At 72.0% G+C, this 2,332-nt stretch carries 3 protein-coding genes; 2 read left to right on the top strand and 1 reads right to left on the bottom strand.

Going from position 1 to position 2,332, the window contains the following annotated elements; translation table 11 throughout:
* The coding region (locus tag HW577_RS23820) for a tripartite tricarboxylate transporter substrate binding protein (RefSeq protein WP_198378587.1) at window positions 1-956 on the top strand (956 nt) is incomplete at its 5' end.
* Between the two features lie 178 nt (window positions 957-1,134).
* Window positions 1,135-1,296 carry a tautomerase family protein gene (locus HW577_RS23815; protein WP_198378586.1) on the top strand — a complete coding sequence of 54 codons (162 nt, stop codon included), beginning with the start codon at window positions 1,135-1,137 and terminating at the stop codon, window positions 1,294-1,296.
* 161 nt (window positions 1,297-1,457) lie between these two features.
* Here the strand turns inward: HW577_RS23815 and HW577_RS23810 are convergent.
* A partial coding sequence (locus HW577_RS23810) for a substrate-binding domain-containing protein (RefSeq protein ID WP_198378585.1) occupies window positions 1,458-2,332 on the bottom strand: 875 nt, incomplete at its 5' end.

Genomic DNA, 2,332 nt, shown 5'->3' with positions numbered 1-2,332 from the left:
CCGGCGCCCTCGCGGGGCTCGCCCCGCTCGCGCGCCCGGCGCTCGGCCAGGGCCGCTACCCGGCGCGCCCGGTGCAGATCATCGTCCCCTGGGGGGCGGGCGGCGGCACGGACGCCACCGCGCGCATCGTCGGCAGCCTGCTCGAAAAGGAGATGGGCCAGCCCTTCAACGTCGTGAACCGCACCGGCGGCTCCGGCGTCGTCGGCCATTCCGCGATCGCCCAGGCCGCGCCCGACGGCTACACGATCGGGATGATCACGGTCGAGATCTGCATGATGCACTGGCAGGGCCTGACCGAGCTCAAGCGCACCTCCTACACGCCGCTCGCGCTGATGAACGAGGATCCGCCCGGCGTGCAGGTCAACGCGAACTCGCCCTACCGCGACATCAAGGCGCTGGCGGATGCGATCAAGACGAGCCGCCCGGGCCAGTTCAAGGCGTCCGGTACCGGCCAGGGCGGCATCTGGCACCTGGCACTCGCCGGCTGGCTCGGCGCGATGGGCCTGCGCGCGGACCATGTGCGGTGGGTGCCGTCGAACGGCGCGGCGCCGGCGATGCAGGACCTGGCCGCCGGCGGAGTCGACATCGTCACCTGCTCGGTGCCCGAGGCGCGGGCGATCATCGAGGCCGGGCGCGCGCGTTCGCTCGCCATCATGGCGCCGCAGCGCAATCCGCAATTCGCCAATGTGCCGACGCTGAACGAGACGCTCGGCATCAACTACAGCGTCGGCGCCTGGCGCGGCATCGCCGCACCGCTCAACCTGCCGGCGCCGATCGCGCAGCAGCTGACGGCCGCACTCCAGAAGGTCTGGAACAGCCAGGAGTTCAAGGACTTCATGAACGCGCGCGGCTTCGGGATGGTGTGGGGCGATGCGGCGCAGTTCGCGGCGCATATGGAACGCACCGACGCGACGCTGGGCGGCGCGATGCGCGAAGCGGGGCTCGCGCGCGGGTGAAGGATCGGGGGGGGGTGCCCCCCCCCGCCGTTCTACTCGAGCCGAGCCGTGCAGCGAGCGCGCGCGGCATGAGGTGAGGGCAGCATCGCGCGGCGCGATGTGTGCCCCACCGGCCCTGAGCATGGCGACAAGGACGCCATCCGCGGCCTCGCGCGCCATGCGGGAAGCGGTGACCTTCGTGGCATGGAGGTACACGCGGGTCGAGATCGTGGGCATCGCCGCACGGCAGCCGGAGGCAAAGCGTTCGCCGTACCGGGCCATCGTGGACAACCTCGAGCGGCTCGGCGTCCCGCGGTCGGAGAGCCGGATCGCCATGATCGAACCACCGGCGGAGAACTGAGGCATCAAGGGCGACGCCCGGCCTCCGAGGCGGGGTTGGGATTCCGGGCCAATGTCTAGCGTCGCGTGCCATCCGGCGTCGCCACCCTGTCGGCGCTGATGGTGGCGCCGTCGTATGTGGCAGCGCACTTTGCGTGCGTGGTGCAGGGCGACGTCAGCGACTTATGCCCGTGGCGGAGCGGACGAGCGGCGGATCACGAGTTCTATTGGCAACTCCGTCACTCGGGCCGCCCTTCGTTCGGCGAGCCGGTCCAGCACGCGCTGCGCCGCCACGGCGCCAATCCGCGCCGTCGGAACGTGGATGGTGGTGAGTGCCGGGGAGAGATGTGCGGCCATCTCCAGGTTGTCGATTCCAACGACCGACAGATCCCCGGGCACCGCCAACCCACGCGACTGCGCCTCGACAAGGCAACCGACGGCGAGTTGGTCGATGCCGCAGACGATGGCGGTCGGTGGCTCGGCGAGCGCGAGCAGCGCCGCGCAGCCGCCACGCCCGCCGGCGAGCGTGAAGTCCTGCTCGCTCACGCGCCACTCCGGCAGATCGAGGCCCCGCGCGGCGAGTGCCTCGCCGACGCCCTCGAGCCGTTGGCGCTGACGGTCGTTGAAGCGCGTGGCACCGCAGACCACGCCGAGCCGCGTGTGGCCGAGGTCCAGCAGGTGCTCGGCCGCCAGCCGGCCGGCAGCGCGGTTGTCCACCACCACCGCGTCGAAGCGCGGATCACCGCACCAGGTCAGCACCACAGGCACGCCCGCACCTTCGAGCAGGCTCCAGGATTCGACCGACCGCTGCGCGCCGACCAGGACGAGGCCATCCACGCCGCGCGCGAGCAGGCCGCGGATGACCGCCGTCTCGGTGTCCGGATGGTAGTCGGAGGAGGCAACGAGAAGGTGGCGCCCTGCCTCAGCGAGCGTCGCCTGCATGGCCTGTAGGCACCGCGAGAAGATCGCATTGTCGAGCGCGGGCACCACGGCCGCCACGCCGGCGTCGCCGGCGGCGCGTGCGCCGGGTCCCGGCCGCGCGCCGCCAAGACTCGCGA

It is taken from the genome of Neoroseomonas rubea, assembly GCF_016106015.1.
Classification (GTDB): Bacteria; Pseudomonadota; Alphaproteobacteria; order Acetobacterales; family Acetobacteraceae; genus Neoroseomonas; species Neoroseomonas rubea.
This window is presented reverse-complemented; position numbering and strand designations above follow the sequence as displayed.